Below are 16,603 nucleotides of genomic sequence, written 5' to 3'. Positions count from 1 at the left end.
TTGCTGATAATTAATAGTTTGTATTTTTTTATGGAAAAAAAATGTAAAATTTCGTTAATTAATTTAGAAATTAAAAAATTAAATCATAACTTTGCGCAAAAGAATAGTTTTTATAAATACTATTTATGTGAAGATTAGACGTTTAGGAATTTAGAAGTCAAAGAGTTTTTTGATGTTCTATTTTGTGTTTAAGTTTTATTTTAAATCAGTATTGTTAAATAGTTAATTAATTATATTATTATAAAAACTATTGGTGGAAAATGTAATTAAAAACCTTTAAAAACTTATGAAAAAAATTTTATTTACGGCGACGATGCTTGTTGGCTTCGCGGCGTTGTCTAAGGCACAGACTATAGGGCGTGTAGGGATAAATACAAGTACTCCTGCTGCTACTTTAGATGTTACAGCTAATACGACTGATGCTACCAGACCAGACGCATTATTAGTCCCTCGTATGACAAGAGCTCAATTAGAAGCAAAAAATGCAGCATATGATGTTGCGCAAAATGGTGCTTTAGCATTTGTTACATCTATTGCTGATGGAACAGGAGCTGGTAAAACAGTTAATGTAACGGCTACAGGTTTCTATTATTATGATGCACCAAACTCAGTTTGGAAAGCCGTTGGAGGTGGGGCTTCTACTCCACAAAGATATGAAGCTACTAGAGGAGGTGTGACTATTTTGACAAATACTAATGCATACTCTGCTACTGCAAATGATTTTTTTATCATTACTAAGGCTCCAGGAGCTCTTACTATTGACTTGCCAGATCCTAGTGGGAATATAGGTAGACTTGTTTATGTTGCTAATAATAACACAGCATCAGGAACTGTAGTTGTTCAATCTGCAGGATCTGCTACATTATTAGTTGGTACATTAGCTCAAAACAGAGCTAAGGCTTTTATAAGTGATGGTACAGCTTGGGCTGCTATTTCGTTTAATTAATAAAAACATAAAATAAAATGAAAAAAATAGGTCTTTATATAGTTCTTTTAGCGTCTTTTTCCTTAACGAAAATTTCAGCACAAGTTAACTCTAATCAATTAGTTGCTAATAATATTGCTGACTCTAATGCTTTTTTTGATGCGAGTACTAACTTTAATACGAGTGCATCTTCATCAAACAGTATGGGTAAAGGATTAGTATTTCCAAATACAGATTTAAGTTTATTTAGATTTGATCTTACATTGGCAGATGGTATTACTTTTCCGTCTTATTTTGACGGGATGTTGGTGTATAATACAAAAAATGGTGGTTCTACTGCTGATCCTGCAATAACTACTCAAACAGCTAATTTAGTTCCTGGATGGTATTATTTCTCAAATCCTAATGGGGAAGCTAATGGAAGTGTTTCAGAGGGAAGATGGTTGCCTGTAGGGGGAGCGTCGCCTAAAGTAGATGTGAAAACTACTGAAACTGTTACTAATACATTAGTAAATGGTGCTCAGGTTTATGCTATCAAAGGATCATTTGTAGCTAACGGTACTTCTACAACAGTTAGTATTCCGTCCCCTACAGGAATGACATCAATGTATGGAATCACTATTTATAAGACATCAGGAACTGGTAATAAAGTAGTTTATTCTAGAGATCTTTATTCTTATAATGTAGGTGCTACAAATAATGCTGTTACAGGTTCTCCTAGTATTTCAGTTGTATACCCTGCGGATACTTACGATTATGTGTTGGAGTATTTAAAATAATATTTAAATTATATTATATATAAAACCAATGAGTAAATCTCATTGGTTTTTTTTATTTAGTTTTGAAGTTATTTTTTTTAAATTTAAAATATTTAATTTTAATTAATTTATTGATAATCAATGTATTTGTTTTTCTGTAAAATGAAATTATGCATTAATTAGTTAAATTCATTAACAAAACAGGCTTGTTTTTAACATATTTTAACATAGTACTGTAAACTACCTATTAATAGTAGGTTACGAGAGTAGTTAACATATAATTCGACTTTTGTTAACATATTTTAACATGTTGGCTGTGGAGTTTAGAACTTTCATGATACTTTTGCTGAGTCAAAACCAATAAAAGTTCAAAATGATGAAAAGATTCATTCTCGTAATCATAATGATGATTTCAACCTTTGGTATTTATTCTTTTACGAATATTGCCATAGATGCGAAAAAAACAAGTTATGCATCGTACTACCACGATAAATTTAACGGTAGAAAAACAGCTAGCGGAGAAATTTTTGATAACACAAAATTTACTGCAGCAAACAGAACGCTTCCTTTTGGTACTAATATTAAAGTAACCAATCTGAACAATGGAAAAGAGGTAATTGTAAGAGTAAATGATAGAGGGCCTTTCCATTCATCAAGAGCTTTAGATATGTCTAAAGCCGCGTTCGATGAAATCGGAGATATTAGTCATGGGACTATTCCGGTGGAATATGAAATTGTCGATTAAATTTATGATTTTAAATTAAAGAAAAAGCCAACTTTTAAAGTTGGCTTTTTTATTTATATGTTAGCTTCGAGAAGAGCAGGACAATGGTCAGAATGTACGGCTTCTTTTAATATTACAGCTCTTGAAAGTTTCTCTTTTAAAGAATACGTTGCAAAATTGTAATCTAATCTCCATCCTTTATTTTTTGCTCTGGAATTTTGTCTGTAGCTCCACCAGGTATAATTATCAGGTTCGTTATTAAAGAATCTGAAAGAGTCTATTAGTTCGCATTCCTCAATGAAATTTGTCATCCATTCTCTTTCCATTGGTAAAAATCCTGATACGTTTTTTAATCGAACAGGGTCGTGAATATCAATTGCCTGATGACAGATATTAAAGTCCCCTGAAATGATCAAATTTGGAATAGTCTTCTTTAGCTCCTTTATATAATTAAGGAAATCATGGCAGAATTGCATTTTAAAATCTAACCTTTCAATATTTGATGCAGACGGAACATAAACAGAAATTGCAGAAAAACCATCAAAATCAGCTCGGATTATTCTTCCTTCATTATCATAGCTTTCAATTCCACATCCATATTCTACATGATTGGGTTTTATTTTTGAGGCGATTCCGACCCCACTGTAGCCTTTTCTTTGTGCTGAATGCCAATAACTATGATATCCTAATTTTTCAAGACTTTCAATATCTATTTGGTCATTACCTGCTTTGCTTTCCTGAATGCAGATAACATCTGGATCAGCAGACTTTAACCAACCTAGAAAATCCTTAGTAAATGCAGCTCGTATTCCGTTTACGTTGTATGTGATTAGCCTCATGTGATTATTCGTAATAGGTAAATTAATAATTCAAATTTTCTGATAAATAGAAATAAGGACTTGTATTTTATCTTTAATTTCTCTTTGTCACGCGAAGATATGAATATTAAAAAGGCGGAAAAAATCAATTGATTTTTTCCGCCTCAACCCAAAATTAAATAAACTATGAAAAAAAACTATTTGGGTTCTAAAATACTTATAGGAATGATACATTCTTCTAGAGAAATACCACCATGTTGATAAGTTTCTTTATAATAGTTTACAAAATGATTATAGTTTTTAGGGTAAGCAAGGAAGATGTTATTTTTAGCAAAAATATATTTTGAGCTTAAGTTTCCTTTTGGTAAAAAAAGTTTTTCGGGATTTGTAATCGCCCAAACATCACCGTCGTCATAAGTTAAACTTTTACCTGTTTTATATCTAATATTAGTAGATGTTTCTCTATCACCGACAACTTTGCTTGGTTTTTTTACATAAACAGTTCCGTGATCTGTGGTGATAACTAATTTGAATCCGTTTTCTGCTGCTGTTTTGATGATCTTTATTAATGAAGAGTTTTCAAACCAGTTATAGGTAAGTGAGCGGAACGTCTTGTCATCTCTAATCAATTGATCGACAATGTGGTTGTCGGTTTTTGCATGGGAAAGGATATCGATGAAATTGTACACGATTACCAATAAATCATTGTTTTTGTGCTGATTGAAGTCATCGTAAATTTTTCTTTCAAAATCGGCATTCAAAACTTTTAGATATTTCATTGATTTTGAGCCAAGCCCGATTCTCTTCATCTGATCTTCAAGGAAATCTCGTTCGTATTCATTTTTATTCCCTTCTTCATTATCATTAAACCATTTATCAGGAAAACGTTTCTCAATTTCAGAAGGCATTAGACCTGCAAAAAACGAATTTCTTGCGTACTGTGTAGCCGTTGGCAAGATACTGTAATAATAATCTTCAGAAACTTTATTGTAAAACTTCGTGAATAGAGGTTCAATTACTTTCCATTGGTCGTATCGCAGATTGTCAACCATTAATAAAAGTACCTTTTCTTTTTCAACCTCAGGTTTTACTTTTTCTTTAAAAAGAGTATGGCTCATGATTGGTTTTTCAGAATCATTCAACCAGTCTTCATAGTTGTTTTCAATAAATTTTGCAAACTGAATATTGGCTTCTTCTTTTTGAGACTGAAGAAGATCTGCAAATTCATTATCTGCTACTTTATCGAATTTTATTTCCCAGTTTAAGATTTTCTTGTAATATTCTGCCCATTCTTGATAGGTTCTTAAATAAGACAATTCCATTGAAAGATTCCTAAACTCTTGCTGATATTGCAAGATTGTTTTTTGCTCAACAAGATCATCTTGCTGCAAATTTTTCTTTAATGAAAGTAAGATCTGATTAGGATTTACAGGCTTTAATATATAGTCTGCAATCTGAGAACCGATTGCTTCTTCCATAATGTGTTCCTCTTCACTTTTCGTCACCATTACTATTTTTAGAGAATTGTCTTTCTCTTTTATCATAGGGATTGCTTCCAGTCCGGAAATTCCTGGCATATTTTCATCAATGAGTGTAAGAGCAAATTTTTCAGAATCCATTAGCTCTAACGCCTCATTTACGTTGTTAACAGGTGTTACCTGATAACCTTTTTTCTCCAAGAATACGATATGTGGTTTTAGTAAATCTATTTCATCATCGATCCATAATATCTTTTCTGACATAATTTATTTTTTTACATGGTTATTGTATCAAATTGTTGACCAAATCTTTTTAAAATCTGCAAAAATGAGCAGGGAAAAAGTTAAATATTAGTTAAATGAAAACGATTAAAAGGATATATTATTATTTCCGATTTAAAGTCCGGTGTTTAGATACTCCAAAGCTCTTTCCAGTACTTCATCTCTTCCTTCTTTTATTCCTTTTATTGTAGGTTTTATAATAATATCGGGGATTATTCCAATTCTTTGGGTTTCTTGTCCATTAGGATAATAGGCTCCAATTCCTGTAAAACAGGTAGCTAACCCTGCTATTCTAAAACTTATGATGTCTCCGTTTGCTCCGGAAGTGTTACTTCCGATAATTTTTGCTTTTGGATGTTGCTTTAGCATCATTGTTGTTGTCTCGGCTTGGCTTTGAGTGTTTTCATCTACTAAAACAACAATATTTCCTTTGTAATAATCAAGATTTTTTGTCCCGATATGGTTTTTTATGCTATAAAATTTACTTAAATAATTTGTATCAGGGAAATTAAATTCATAATAAATTGTGCTTTCAGGTAAAAGAATTCTGCTTAAAGGAATGATTGTTTTTTTAGGATAGTTTCTTAAATCGAAAACAATAGATTCAGCTGATTGTAGGTTTTTATACATCTCGCCCAAATCTTCCTTTTCAATAACACCCATATTTACATAGCCGATTTTGTTTTCACTGTCAATGAATTTCCATTTTTCGGGAGCAATAGGTTTTTCACTAATGATATCTTTTGAAAGATAGGTTTTGACTTTTAGTGCTAAATTTTGTCCGTCTCTTTCCAGTTTTAAGTTAATAGAATCATTGTTTGAAAAAAGGAACAGATTTTTTACTTTTTTTATTTTTCCCCAAGTATTAGAAGCCGGAATGTATTTTCCGAAAGCATTTATTTTTTGAGGTATAGTTAAGCTATTAACATCATAAATGACATCGCCGACTTTTAAAGGATTTTCTTCATTAAACTTGGTTGAGAGAATTTTTGTGATAACCAACTTTCCTTCCGCGTAAGAATATTCTATAGGTACTTTTCTTTTTCCGTATTGATTTAAGCTAATCAAAGGTGAAAACAAGTAAGCGTGAGAATCATCAGTTTTTGCAACCAGTTCGGCTAAAGTTAAATGATAGTTTTTGTCACTATTGATATTTAGAAACTTAGGAATCATTTCCGTTAAAACATCGTTCCAGTTTTGGTCTGTTTTGTATTTATATGGGAAAAAATATTCGATATAATTCCAATATCTGAATAATTCTAAAAGACCAATTTTTTTCGAAATAAACTTTGAACCATAAGAGTTTTCGTTCCTGAAAAATACTTTTCTGCCATCTTTTCCGAAATAATGATTTTCATGAATGTTTCTGTTGTTTTGAATATGTTGAAGTTTCTTGGAAATATTATTTTCAAAATAAGTTTGATTGTTTATCCAGCTTAAATCAAAGTTCTTAAGAAAATAGACCTTATTTTCTTTTTTTAAGCAGTCTTTACATTTATTGACTGCACCCAAACTTTCAATCCAGTTTGAATATAATTCATTCAGCTGCTGTTTATTATTGACTTTCTCAAGCTCATCAATTTTCTGAAAAAGTTGCTCGTCCCAATTAAAAGTTCCTTTTGAAACATTGGGATGATAATATTTTAAAAATCCCCAAACTTTACAAAGTGATTCTAATTTTTGAATTTCAAAAAGAGATTGAGCCGGGAAATTTAAAGCTAAAAATAATATAATGAATATTGAGATTTTTCTCATTAAGAGTTATTCCGTTTTTTTCTATCAAAGATAATTTTTAAAGACAAATGGTACAAATACTTTTGTAAATAGTATAGGTTTATTTTTTAATGATAAATTAATTAAAGCCTAAAATTTAAAATACTTAAATTTGTTTATTAATATTTGACCTTTCAATGCAGAATAAGCTAAAAATCATCAATGATCCTGTTCACGGTTTTATCAAGATCCCACACGAAATTCTTTTTGATATTATTGAGCATCCGTATTTTCAAAGATTGAGAAGGATAGGGCAGACCGGACTTTTAAATCTGATTTTTCCAGGAGCTACACACACAAGATTTCATCATGCAATTGGCGCAATGCATTTGATGTTTACAGCTTTGGAAACATTGAAGCAAAAAGGTGTGAAAATTTCTGAAGAAGAAGAAAAAGGAGCAATGTTGGCAATTTTAATGCATGATATTGGTCATGGTCCGTTCTCACATGCTTTAGAAAATATGTTGATGGATGATTGGCATCACGAAAAACTGTCATTGCTATTGATGAATAGGTTAAATGTAGAGTTTAAAGGAGAATTGTCTATTGCGATTGAAATGTTTCAAGGGAAATATCATAGAAAATTTTTTAATCAGCTCATTTCGTCTCAATTAGATGTTGATAGATTGGATTATTTAAATAGAGACAGCTTTTTCACGGGAGTTTCCGAGGGAAATATAAACACACAGCGAATTATTTCTATGATGAATGTTTGTGAAGAAGGGGAATTGGTGATTGATGCTAAAGGTGTCTATTCTATTGAAAACTTCCTTACTGCAAGAATGTTTATGTATTGGCAGGTATACTATCATAAAACTTCGGCTCTTGCAGAGTTTCTTTTGGTGAAAATTTTAGAAAGAGCAAAATATCTTGTTTCTCAGGGAGTTGATCTGCCTGCGTCTGAAAATTTAAAATATTTTTTATATCGAGGAAAAGCTGCCGCATCTGATGAGGATGTGGAAAGATTCACACAATTGGATGATAATGATGTGATTCAGGCTATGAAGTTTTGGCAGAAATCAGAAGATTTTATTTTGTCTTATTGGTGTAAATGTGTAATTCAGAGAAACTTACCTAAAACTATTATTTCTTCACATCCGTTTGATGAAAGATTTATTGAAGAAAAAGTAATAAATACCAATGAATTTTTTGAAATCAATAATGGGAATGAGCTGGTACACGAAATCAAAAGGAAGCTTCTTCCTTACGATACCGAAAAGCAACCTATTTATTTGCTTCAGAAAAATGGAACAAAGTTGAGGCTTGAAGAGTCACAAAATCAGCTTTTATCAGGACTTATTGTGAATAAGACAACCAGATATATCTTAACATTTCCAAGAGAAATAGAGGGTCAGAAATCTTAAAGTATATTAAAATTTAGTATGCTAAAACTAAAAAATGTTTGTGAATTATAGAATTTCTTATCTTTGCAGAATATGGAATTTACAGCTTCGCAAATTGCCAGTTTTATTGACGGAAAAATAATAGGTGACGGAAATACACTTATTACAGGGGTTTCACCAATTGAGAATGGGGAATCAGGACATCTTTCTTTTATAGCACAAGATAGATTCTCTCATTTTTTGGATACCTCAAAATGTTCTGTTTTGATTGTTTCTGAAAAACTTATTGTAAAAGATAATTATAATTCTACCATTATTGCAGTAAAAGATGCTTATCTTTCTTTTCAGATTTTAATGAATCTGTATCAGGAAATGCAAGGTAGAAAAGAAGGAGTTGAAGAGGGATCTTCTATTCATCCTACAGCTACAATAGGAGATAAAGTATATATTGGAACATTTACATATGTATCTGAAAAAGCAAAAATAGGTGAAGGAACACAAATTTATCCCCAAGTATATATAGGGAAAGGAGTAAAGATTGGTAAAAACTGTAAAATTGATAGTGGAGCCAGAATTTATGATTATTGTATTATCGGTGATAATTGTGTGATTCATTCCAATACAGTGATAGGTGGAGATGGTTTTGGTTTCCAGCCTACAAAAGAAGGATTCAAAAAAATTCCTCAATTAGGAAATGTAATTGTTGAAGATGATGTGGAAATTGGTTCTAATTGTAGTATTGACAGGGCAACTATAGGTTCCACGATTATTGGAAAAGGAACTAAAATAGATAATCTCATCCAGATTGCTCATAATGTGAAAATTGGTCAGAATAATGTAATTGCAGCGCAGGCAGGAATTGCAGGTTCGACGGTGATAGGTGACTGGAATCAGATTGGAGGTCAGGTTGGAATTGTAGGACACATCAAAATAGGAAATCAGGTGAGGATTCAGGCGCAAAGTGGTGTGAATTCTAGTGTGAATGATAGAGAAACATTGTACGGTTCACCTGCAATCAGCTATAATGACTATTTGAGAAATTATGTGCATTTCAGAAATTTCACTGAAATTGTAAGCAGAATAAATAATCTTGAGAATAACTCAAAAGATAAAACTAATGAGTGATATGCAAAAAACACTTCAGGAAGAGGTTACTCTTTCTGGAATTGGTCTTCATACCGGTAGAGAAGTAAAACTTACCATAAAACCTGCAAAAGAAAATACAGGTTTTGTATTTGTAAGAACTGACTTAGAGGGACACCCTCAAGTAGAGGCAGATGTAAATTATGTTGTAGCAACAGAAAGAGGAACAACATTAGAAAAATTAGGAGTAAAAATTACTACTTGCGAGCATCTTTTAGCAGCTTTGGTTGGTTGTGATATTGATAACGCAATTTTAGAAATGGATGCTTCTGAACCTCCAATTTTAGATGGTTCATCAAAGTTTTTTGTTGAAGCTATTGAAAAAGTAGGTGTAGTAGAACAAAATATTGCGAGAGAATATTTGGTAGTAAAAGAAGTTCTTACTTATAATGATCCTGCTACAGGTTCCGAGATTACAATTATTCCTTCAGATAATTACGAAATTACTACAATGGTAGATTTTGGGACTAAGGTTCTAGGAACTCAAAATGCTACTCTTAAAAATATTTCTGAGTTTAAGGATGAAATTTCGTCTGCAAGAACATTTAGTTTCTTGCACGAGTTAGAGATGCTTTTAGATCACGGATTGATCAAAGGTGGAGATATTTCTAATGCAATTGTATATGTAGATAAAGATTTAACTCCCGAAACTACAGAAAAACTGAAGAAAGCCTTTGGTAAAGATAACGTGTCAATAAGACCAAACGGAATTCTTGATAATTTAAATTTAAATTATCCAAATGAAGCTGCAAGGCATAAATTACTAGATGTAATTGGTGATTTGGCTTTAGCAGGAGTGAAAATAAAAGGTAAGGTAATTGCTAATAAACCAGGACATTTCGTTAATACACAATTTGCAAAAAAATTGAATCGTCAATGGAAATTGCAAAAAAAGAAAAACGTCCCTGATTTTGACCTTACAAAAGAACCTGTGTTTGATATCAACGGAATCATGAAGCTTATGCCTCACAGACCTCCGTTTTTATTAATTGATAAAATTCTTGAGCTTTCAGATTCACATGTTGTAGGGCTTAAAAATGTAACAATGAATGAACCTTTCTTCGTTGGACATTTTCCTAAAGAGCCTGTTATGCCTGGAGTTTTACAAGTTGAAGCATTAGCACAGACAGGAGGTATTTTGGTATTAGCAAGTGTCCCGGATCCTGAAAACTATTCTACTTATTTTATTAAGATTGATAAAGTAAAATTCAAGAGAAAAGTTGTTCCGGGAGATACAATTATCTTCAAAATTGAACTTATCGAACCTATTAGAAGAGGTATAGTTCATATGCAGGGGTATGGATATGTTGGGGATAGTATAGCAGTAGAGGCAGAATTAATGGCTCAAGTTGCAAAAAATAAAATTGATTAAATGATTCATCAATTAGCAGCCGTTGATAAACGTGCGAAAATCAGCAAAAATGTTATTGTAGAACCTTTTACTACAATTGCAGGTGATGTGGAAATCGGAGAAGGAACTTGGATTGGTCCAAACGTTACCATAATGGATGGAGCAAGAATTGGGAAAAATTGTAGAATTTTTCCAGGAACTGTAATTTCAGCTATTCCTCAGGATTTAAAGTTTGATGGTGAAGATACTCAGGTAATTATCGGAGATGAGACCACGATTAGAGAATGTGTAACGGTAAACAGAGGAACTAAAGCTTTAGGTTATACTAAAATAGGCTCGAATTGTCTTATTATGGCAACTTCTCACATTGCTCACGACTGTGTAATTGGAGATCACGTTATTATTGTAAACGGTTGTGGAATTGCAGGACATGTTGAAATTGGTGATTATACCGTAATGGGAGGTTTATCAGCAGTGCATCAATTTGGTAAAATTGGGAAGCATGTGATGATTTCTGGTGGTACTTTGGTGAGAAAAGATATTCCGCCTTATGTAAAGGTTGCAAGAGAACCAATGTCTTATGCAGGTATTAATTCTGTAGGATTAAGAAGAAGAGGGTTTACAAATGAAAAAATCTTTGAAATTCAGAAAATTTACAGGGCTATTTTTCAGATGAAAATGAATGTTTCTCAAGCGATTCATTATATTGAAAAAGAAATGCTTCCCACAGCAGAAAGAGATGAAATTTTACAGTTCATTCAAAACTCACCGAGAGGAATTGTAAAAGGATACGGAACGGGAAAAGATAGTAATTAAATTAATTTCAAAAAAAATCGAATGAAAAGTTCAGTCTTATTAATATTGTTGTCTTGTATGTCTTTTGTACAAGGACAACAGGTAGAAGGATTGAAGGTTGAAAAAGAAAATAAAATTTCAACAATTGAAAGAAAGATTAATAGCAAACAAAGTGATAGTTTAGCTAAAAGTAATTTGAATAGTATTCTAAAAGAGAATCATAATAAGCCAAACTTTGGATATACTAATCAGTATGGCTCTGATACTCAGAAAAATTTAAATAACTTAAAGAATAATATGAATACATTTAATAATAATTTATTAAATGACACATATAAGGATGATTTTAAATCTAATAATCTATTTAAAAATAATCCGTATAACCCAAATACTAATGAGTTATACAGAAGGATGGCTCCACCAGGATGGAAGGAACACTCTAAATAAAAGAAAAATAAATATAAAAAATTAATGGCAACAAGTAACGATATCAGAAAAGGACTTTGTATTGAGTACAGCAACGATATTTTTAAGGTAATTGAATTCTTACACGTAAAACCAGGTAAAGGTCCTGCTTTCGTTAGAACAAAACTAAAATCAGTAACAAACGGAAAAGTAATAGATAATACTTTCTCTGCAGGTCACAAGATTGATGAAGTAAAAGTTATCACAAGAAAATTCCAGTATCTTTATGATGATGAGAATGGTTTCCATTTCATGAACAACGATGATTTCTCTCAATTGTACCTTAATAAAGAAATGATTGAAAATTCACAATTCATGAAAGCAGGAGAAGAAGTTACTATTATTTTGAAAGAAGCTGATGAAACTCCACTTTCTGCAGAACTTCCTCAGTCTGTATACTTAGATGTAATTGAAGCAGACCCAGGTGTGAAAGGGAATACTGCAACAAATGCCCTGAAAAATGCTATCGTAGAAACAGGAGCAAGAGTAATGGTTCCTCTATTTATTGAACCGGGAGATAAGATTAAAGTGAGTACAGAAGACGGTTCTTACTTAGAAAGAGTAAAATAAAAGCATAATTTTGTTGATTTAATGCAGACTTTCCAATATATCAGAGATTTCACGGCAATCATTTGTTTTTTTGGTTGGATTTTGCTTTATTTTATAGACAAAGAATATACGAAGAATATTAGAAAGAATTTATTAATAATTTTCATTATATGTATATTATTATTGCTTTATAATATTTATTTAGTAAAAAATAATTAATAAAAGAATGGACTATTAATAGTTCATTCTTTTTTATAATAATAATTTAAAAATATGAAATTTCAATCTCCGCAAAAACTTAGAAATATTGCTGAACTTATCGGAGCGAAATTTGTTGGTTCCGAAGATTTTGAAGTATTAGGAACCAATGAAATCCATATGGTTAAACCGGGAGATATAGTCTTTGTAAATCATCCTAAATATTATGATAAAGCATTAAATTCTGCGGCAACAATTATTTTAATTGATAAAGAAGTTGAATGCCCAGAAGGAAAAGCGCTTTTGGTTTCGGATGATCCTTTCAGAGATTTTAATAAAATCAACACTCATTTTACGAGAATATATAATTTTACAGAAGAACTTCATGATGCTGAAATTGGAGAAGGAACAAAAATTCATTCTTCGGTAGTGATAGGGAATAATGTGAAAATAGGAAAGAATACACTTGTTTTTCCGAACGTTGTTATTGGAGATAGAACTGTAATCGGAGATAATGTAATTATTCAGTCCAATACAGTTTTGGGAGGAGATGCATTCTACTACAGAAAATTAAACGGAAATTTTGACCGTCTTATTTCTGTAGGCAATGTTGTTATTGAAAATAATGTGGAAATTGGTAATGGTTGTACGATTGACAGAGGTGTGACAGATTCTACAATTATTGGTGAGGGTTCTGTTTTAGATAATCAAATTCAAATCGGTCACGATACTGTTATCGGAAAAAAGTGTTTAATAGCTTCCCAAGTCGGAATCGCAGGATGTTGTGTAATTGGAGATGAAGTAACACTTTGGGGGCAAGTAGGTATCGCCTCCGGAAATAAAATTGAAAGCGGTTCGATACTTTTAGGAAAAACCGGAGTAAACAGAGACCTTGAGAAAGGTACTTATATCGGGATGTTTGCGGAAGATTTTAAGACCTATTTGAAAAAAGAAGTCAAGCTGAGAAATCTCAAATAAACAAATTGCAAGGTTTTATTTAAAATCAAAGAAAATTAAGTAAATTTGTGAGCATTAATAAAAATAATAAATAAATTAAAATTATAATAAAATGTCAATTTTAGTAAACAAAGATTCTAAAGTAATTGTACAAGGATTTACAGGGAACGAAGGTACTTTCCATGCAGGTCAGATGATTGAATACGGAACAAACGTAGTAGGTGGTGTTACTCCAGGAAAAGGTGGTAGCGAGCACTTAGGAAAACCTGTATTCAATACTGTTGCTGATGCTGTTGAAAAAGCTGGAGCAAACGTAAGTATCATTTTCGTACCGCCTGCATTTGCTGCAGATGCTATTATGGAAGCTGCTGAAGCAGGTATTAAAGTTATTGTATGTATTACTGAGGGTATTCCTGTAGCTGATATGGTAAAAGTAAAATCTTATATCGCTGACAGAGATTGCAGATTAATTGGTCCAAACTGCCCTGGAATCATTACTTCTGAAGAAGCTAAAATTGGTATTATGCCAGGTTTCGTTTTCAAAAAAGGTAAAGTAGGTATCGTTTCTAAATCTGGTACACTTACTTATGAAGCAGCAGACCAAGTTGTAAGAGCTGGTTATGGTATTTCTACGGCTATCGGTATTGGAGGTGACCCAATCATTGGAACAACTACAAGAGAAGCATTAGAATTATTCATTAACGACCCTGAAACAGAAGCTGTTGTTATGATTGGTGAAATTGGTGGTGGTCTTGAAGCTGAAGCTGCAAGATGGTATAAAGCTAGTGGCTCAACTAAACCTGTTGTTGGTTTCATCGCAGGACAAACTGCTCCTAAAGGAAGAACAATGGGACATGCTGGAGCTATCGTTGGTGGTGCTGAAGATACAGCTCAGGCTAAAATGGAGATCATGAAAGAAAATGGTATCAATGTGGTAGATTCACCAGCTGAAATTGGTGCAACTATTGCAAAAGTTTTAGGATAATTAAAACAAAACATATGAAAAAAATTTTATTAACCTCAGCTTTAGTTCTTTCTACTTTATCATTTGCTCAAATTGATTTTAGTAGTACGAGATTTGGGGTTACGGCTGGAGCTAATTATTCCAGAGTAAAGAACGCTCACAATCCTTCGGGACCAAGATTTACTCTTCAAGCAGGAGCTTTAGCTTTAATACCTGTAGGAAATGAAAATCAGTTTTTTATTCAGCCCGAAGTTTTATATTACGGAGCTGGAGAATCTGGTAAAGATAAGGATGCCAAAGGAAAAGATGGTTATAATGCAGTATATGCAAATGACTATTTAAGTGTTCCAATCTATTTTAAAGGATATTTTTCAGAGGCTGAATCAGAATTCTTTGGATTAGTAGGTCCAAGATTTAATTTCTTGATAAGTCAGAAAGTAAAAAATGCTCCTACTGCAAGACCTTATTATAATCCTGATGTAGATGGTTATGCTTATAGTGGTAAAGCTAGTGGTTTTAACTTTGGTGTAGGTTTGGGTGTAGGATATAGTTACAAAAGACAATTAGAGATTGCTTTAAAATATGATTTAGGCGTTTCAGATACTTATCCAGATCTTAGAAAAGAACCAGGCGGAGTGGATAAATCGAAGTCTGAGCAAGTTATTAGTGTAGGTCTTAGCTACATTTTTAAATAAAATTTTTCAATATTAAAATAACAAAAATCCTGAGAAAATAATTCTCAGGATTTTTTGTTGCTATTAATTTAATTTTAACCTTTAATCCATTTCCAGATTTCTTTTAAGGTTGCTTTATTTCCGTACATCAAAATTCCTACTCGATAAATTTTTCCGGCTAAGAATATCATAAAAATGGTTGTTCCTAATAATAATACAATAGATAATGCTAATTGCCAAACAGGTACACCAAAAGGAATTCTGGCAATCATTGCGACGGGTGATGTGAAAGGTATAATTGATAACCAAAAACCTAAAGGTCCGTCTGGATTATTCATTAAAGAGAAACTTCCATACATGCCCAACATTAATGGTAATATTGCAAATAGTGTGAATTGCTGTGTTTCAGTTTCATTGTCAACTGCGGAACCAATTGCTGCATAGATTGAACTGTAAAATATATATCCTAATAAAAAATAAATGATAAAAACTCCGATAATCAGAGGGAAATTAAGTTCTAATAAACTGTGAGAAACCTGAGTTGCTATTTGGGTAATATCCAGTTTGCTTACTATCTCTTCGTTTCCACCAGGTATATTTTGTTGCATTGCAGAGAAGCCGGTATTTAAAATTAAAGCTCCAACCACAGACATTGCAATCCAAATGATAAACTGAGTCAGGGCAACCAATGTAACTCCTAAAATTTTCCCCATCATTAGCTCGAAAGGCTTTACAGAAGAAATAATAATCTCTACAACACGGTTGTTTTTTTCTTCTAAAACACTTCTCATTACTCTAACACCATAAATAATGATGAACATAAAGGTTACATACATTAAAACCATACTTAACCCGGTTTTTACTCCAAAAGTAAGGTCAGAATCTTCTTTATTATTTTCCGAAACATTGATGGTTTTCAAGGTGAAGCTTTTGTCAAGGTCATTAAGTTGTGTTTCGGCAATACCTAATTGCTTTATTTTTTCCTTTTTAATGACGTTTATAAGATCAGATACAATTCTTTGCTTAGTGTCAAAACCTATTTTCGTATTGATAACCAACCTTGAATTACTCTGCAAATCATCAAAATTTTGATTTTTCAGCTCAGGTAGAATCAAGATTCCGTCTAATGATTCATTGTCTTTTAAATTATTGATTTTAGAACTTTCGTCAGCAGCAGATACAAAAATGTAATTGAGTTTGTCGTCTGATTTCAATTGTCCTCTAAATAATCCACTCTTGTCTACAACTTCAATAATGCTATGAGATTCATTGGCTTTAAACATTAAACCAATTACAGACCCAAATGCGATTATCATTAAAGGAGCCAACAGAGTTAATATAATGAAAGATTTTTTCTTAACCTGTGTAAGAAATTCTCTTTTTGTAATTAAAAAAATATTGTTCAT

16 protein-coding genes are annotated in these 16,603 nt (G+C 32.0%); 12 read left to right on the top strand and 4 right to left on the bottom strand.

Going from position 1 to position 16,603, the window contains the following annotated elements:
* Nucleotides 1-286 precede the first annotated feature (286 nt).
* The 3 genes from OH806_RS01050 to OH806_RS01040 all read left to right on the top strand — a co-directional run bounded on the left by OH806_RS01050 (nt 287) and on the right by OH806_RS01040 (nt 2,428).
* Entirely contained in the window at nt 287-946 is a 660-nt protein-coding gene (locus OH806_RS01050; protein ID WP_264741837.1) for a hypothetical protein, read from the top strand.
* Nucleotides 947-963: 17 nt separating this feature from the next.
* Nucleotides 964-1,704, top strand: a complete 741-nt coding sequence (locus OH806_RS01045) for a hypothetical protein (protein ID WP_264741836.1) — start codon at nt 964-966, stop codon at nt 1,702-1,704.
* A 352-nt stretch (nt 1,705-2,056) separates the two neighbouring features.
* On the top strand, nt 2,057-2,428 hold the full coding sequence (locus OH806_RS01040) for a septal ring lytic transglycosylase RlpA family protein (RefSeq protein ID WP_264741835.1): 372 nt from the start codon (nt 2,057-2,059) through the stop codon (nt 2,426-2,428).
* A 53-nt stretch (nt 2,429-2,481) separates the two neighbouring features.
* On the opposite strand, the gene OH806_RS01035 is transcribed toward OH806_RS01040, so the two are convergent.
* The 3 genes from OH806_RS01035 to OH806_RS01025 form a co-directional block, all read right to left on the bottom strand.
* Nucleotides 2,482-3,246 carry an exodeoxyribonuclease III gene (locus tag OH806_RS01035; RefSeq protein WP_264741834.1) on the bottom strand — a complete coding sequence of 255 codons (765 nt, stop codon included), beginning with the start codon at nt 3,244-3,246 and terminating at the stop codon, nt 2,482-2,484.
* A 176-nt stretch (nt 3,247-3,422) separates the two neighbouring features.
* The gene (porX, locus tag OH806_RS01030; RefSeq protein ID WP_264741833.1) at nt 3,423-4,967 is read right to left on the bottom strand and encodes a T9SS response regulator signal transducer PorX; all 1,545 of its coding nucleotides are present in this window, start codon (nt 4,965-4,967) and stop codon (nt 3,423-3,425) included.
* 132 nt (nt 4,968-5,099) lie between these two features.
* Nucleotides 5,100-6,740 (bottom strand): S41 family peptidase, encoded by a 1,641-nt coding sequence (locus OH806_RS01025; protein ID WP_264741832.1) that lies wholly within the window; start codon nt 6,738-6,740, stop codon nt 5,100-5,102.
* Nucleotides 6,741-6,895: 155 nt separating this feature from the next.
* Between OH806_RS01025 and OH806_RS01020 the strand changes: the two genes are divergently transcribed.
* The 9 genes from OH806_RS01020 to OH806_RS00980 all read left to right on the top strand — a co-directional run bounded on the left by OH806_RS01020 (nt 6,896) and on the right by OH806_RS00980 (nt 15,218).
* Entirely contained in the window at nt 6,896-8,122 is a 1,227-nt protein-coding gene (locus OH806_RS01020) for an HD domain-containing protein (protein ID WP_264741831.1), read from the top strand.
* Between the two features lie 72 nt (nt 8,123-8,194).
* On the top strand, nt 8,195-9,226 hold the full coding sequence (lpxD, locus tag OH806_RS01015; protein ID WP_264741830.1) for a UDP-3-O-(3-hydroxymyristoyl)glucosamine N-acyltransferase: 1,032 nt from the start codon (nt 8,195-8,197) through the stop codon (nt 9,224-9,226).
* Entirely contained in the window at nt 9,219-10,616 is a 1,398-nt protein-coding gene (locus OH806_RS01010; protein ID WP_264741829.1) for a bifunctional UDP-3-O-[3-hydroxymyristoyl] N-acetylglucosamine deacetylase/3-hydroxyacyl-ACP dehydratase, read from the top strand. The genes lpxD and OH806_RS01010 overlap by 8 nt, the downstream gene beginning before the upstream one ends.
* Nucleotides 10,617-11,411, top strand: coding sequence for an acyl-ACP--UDP-N-acetylglucosamine O-acyltransferase (gene lpxA, locus OH806_RS01005; RefSeq protein WP_264741828.1), 795 nt, complete (start codon nt 10,617-10,619; stop codon nt 11,409-11,411).
* 21 nt (nt 11,412-11,432) lie between these two features.
* Nucleotides 11,433-11,837, top strand: coding sequence for a hypothetical protein (locus OH806_RS01000; protein ID WP_264741827.1), 405 nt, complete (start codon nt 11,433-11,435; stop codon nt 11,835-11,837).
* 24 nt (nt 11,838-11,861) lie between these two features.
* The gene (gene efp / locus OH806_RS00995) at nt 11,862-12,425 is read left to right on the top strand and encodes an elongation factor P (RefSeq protein ID WP_264741826.1); all 564 of its coding nucleotides are present in this window, start codon (nt 11,862-11,864) and stop codon (nt 12,423-12,425) included.
* Nucleotides 12,426-12,677: 252 nt separating this feature from the next.
* On the top strand, nt 12,678-13,580 hold the full coding sequence (locus OH806_RS00990) for a UDP-3-O-(3-hydroxymyristoyl)glucosamine N-acyltransferase (protein WP_264741825.1): 903 nt from the start codon (nt 12,678-12,680) through the stop codon (nt 13,578-13,580).
* 91 nt (nt 13,581-13,671) lie between these two features.
* A complete protein-coding gene (gene sucD, locus OH806_RS00985) occupies nt 13,672-14,544 on the top strand; it encodes a succinate--CoA ligase subunit alpha (RefSeq protein ID WP_264741824.1) in 873 nt (290 codons plus the stop codon).
* A gap of 14 nt (nt 14,545-14,558) precedes the next feature.
* A complete protein-coding gene (locus OH806_RS00980; RefSeq protein ID WP_264741823.1) occupies nt 14,559-15,218 on the top strand; it encodes a porin family protein in 660 nt (219 codons plus the stop codon).
* Nucleotides 15,219-15,292: 74 nt separating this feature from the next.
* On the opposite strand, the gene OH806_RS00975 is transcribed toward OH806_RS00980, so the two are convergent.
* Nucleotides 15,293-16,603 carry an ABC transporter permease gene (locus OH806_RS00975; protein ID WP_264741822.1) on the bottom strand — a complete coding sequence of 437 codons (1,311 nt, stop codon included), beginning with the start codon at nt 16,601-16,603 and terminating at the stop codon, nt 15,293-15,295.

Source organism: Chryseobacterium oryctis (assembly GCF_025971925.1).
GTDB classification, from domain to species: domain Bacteria; phylum Bacteroidota; class Bacteroidia; order Flavobacteriales; family Weeksellaceae; genus Chryseobacterium; species Chryseobacterium oryctis.
Note: the sequence above shows the minus strand (reverse complement) of the source record. Positions and strands in the feature narration are given on the sequence as shown.

Excerpts from the sequence above, each read along its gene's own strand:
- OH806_RS01050 (WP_264741837.1), top strand. The coding sequence starts at position 287 with ATGAAAAAAATTTTATTTACGGCGACGATGCTTGTTGGCTTCGCGGCG.
- OH806_RS01045 (WP_264741836.1), top strand. The coding sequence starts at position 964 with ATGAAAAAAATAGGTCTTTATATAGTTCTTTTAGCGTCTTTTTCCTTA.
- OH806_RS01040 (WP_264741835.1), top strand. The coding sequence starts at position 2,057 with ATGATGAAAAGATTCATTCTCGTAATCATAATGATGATTTCAACCTTT.
- OH806_RS01035 (WP_264741834.1), bottom strand. The coding sequence starts at position 3,246 with ATGAGGCTAATCACATACAACGTAAACGGAATACGAGCTGCATTTACT.
- porX (WP_264741833.1), bottom strand. The coding sequence starts at position 4,967 with ATGTCAGAAAAGATATTATGGATCGATGATGAAATAGATTTACTAAAA.
- OH806_RS01025 (WP_264741832.1), bottom strand. The coding sequence starts at position 6,740 with ATGAGAAAAATCTCAATATTCATTATATTATTTTTAGCTTTAAATTTC.
- OH806_RS01020 (WP_264741831.1), top strand. The coding sequence starts at position 6,896 with ATGCAGAATAAGCTAAAAATCATCAATGATCCTGTTCACGGTTTTATC.
- lpxD (WP_264741830.1), top strand. The coding sequence starts at position 8,195 with ATGGAATTTACAGCTTCGCAAATTGCCAGTTTTATTGACGGAAAAATA.
- OH806_RS01010 (WP_264741829.1), top strand. The coding sequence starts at position 9,219 with ATGAGTGATATGCAAAAAACACTTCAGGAAGAGGTTACTCTTTCTGGA.
- lpxA (WP_264741828.1), top strand. The coding sequence starts at position 10,617 with ATGATTCATCAATTAGCAGCCGTTGATAAACGTGCGAAAATCAGCAAA.
- OH806_RS01000 (WP_264741827.1), top strand. The coding sequence starts at position 11,433 with ATGAAAAGTTCAGTCTTATTAATATTGTTGTCTTGTATGTCTTTTGTA.
- efp (WP_264741826.1), top strand. The coding sequence starts at position 11,862 with ATGGCAACAAGTAACGATATCAGAAAAGGACTTTGTATTGAGTACAGC.
- OH806_RS00990 (WP_264741825.1), top strand. The coding sequence starts at position 12,678 with ATGAAATTTCAATCTCCGCAAAAACTTAGAAATATTGCTGAACTTATC.
- sucD (WP_264741824.1), top strand. The coding sequence starts at position 13,672 with ATGTCAATTTTAGTAAACAAAGATTCTAAAGTAATTGTACAAGGATTT.
- OH806_RS00980 (WP_264741823.1), top strand. The coding sequence starts at position 14,559 with ATGAAAAAAATTTTATTAACCTCAGCTTTAGTTCTTTCTACTTTATCA.
- OH806_RS00975 (WP_264741822.1), bottom strand. The coding sequence starts at position 16,603 with ATGAACAATATTTTTTTAATTACAAAAAGAGAATTTCTTACACAGGTT.